This window comes from Enterobacter cloacae complex sp. 394F7 (genome assembly GCF_057320385.1).
This window is the reverse complement of record NZ_JBXWCS010000041.1, coordinates 1-768: the sequence shown is the minus strand read 5'-3', so window position 1 is coordinate 768 and position 768 is coordinate 1. Positions and strand designations below refer to the sequence as shown.

Genomic DNA, 768 nt, shown 5'->3' with positions numbered 1-768 from the left:
CGGCTGGTCCGGGGTGTAGCTCCAGGTGCCGTCCGGGTTCACCTTCGCGGTGCCGATGACCTGGCCGTTGTCGATGATGTTCACCGTGCTGCCCGGCTCGGCCTTACCGCTCAGGGTCGGAGTGTTGTCATCGGTGGTGTCGCCGCTCACGACCGGGCCCTGGTAGGCGCCGACGTTGTCGGTGACCAGCAGGTCGGAGGCCGCGTCCGGGGCTTTTGTATCGATAACGATACCGAAGCCGCCGGTTGGCTCACTGGTGCGCCCCACGCCGTCGGTGACGGTGGCGGTGAAGTTATGGCTGCCGTCTGCCAGCGCCGTACCCGGCGTGAAGCTCCAGCTGCCGTTGCTGCCCACGGAGGTGGTGCCAATCAGACGACCGTTGTCGTAGATACTGATGGTGCCGCCCGCCACGCCGCTGCTGCCGCTCAGGGTCGGGGTGGTGTCGTTGGTGACGTCGCCCTTCTGCAGGTAGTCCGCATGCGGGGCCACGTCGTCATAGACGGTGTCCAGCGTCGGTGCCTGCGGCGGTACGGTGGCCACGTTGATGATGTACTCACCGGACGGACCGGAGACATTGCCCACGCCGTCGGTCTCTTTCGCCGTCAGGGTGTACTTCCCGTCCGGCAGCGGCGTGGTCGGCTCCAGGGACCAGGTGCCGTCAGCCTGTACGGTGGCGGTGCCAATCACCTTGTCGCCATTGTAGACGGTGATGGTGTTGCCGGTTTCCGCACCGGTACCCTTGATCAGCGGACGGTTGTCGTCGGTTTC

1 protein-coding gene is annotated in these 768 nt (G+C 66.0%); it reads right to left on the bottom strand.

Features of this window, described 5'->3' with window-relative positions:
• Positions 1 to 768, bottom strand: a 768-nt coding sequence (locus AC2FAK_RS22930; RefSeq protein ID WP_485453332.1) for an Ig-like domain-containing protein, incomplete at both ends; no start/stop codon positions are given.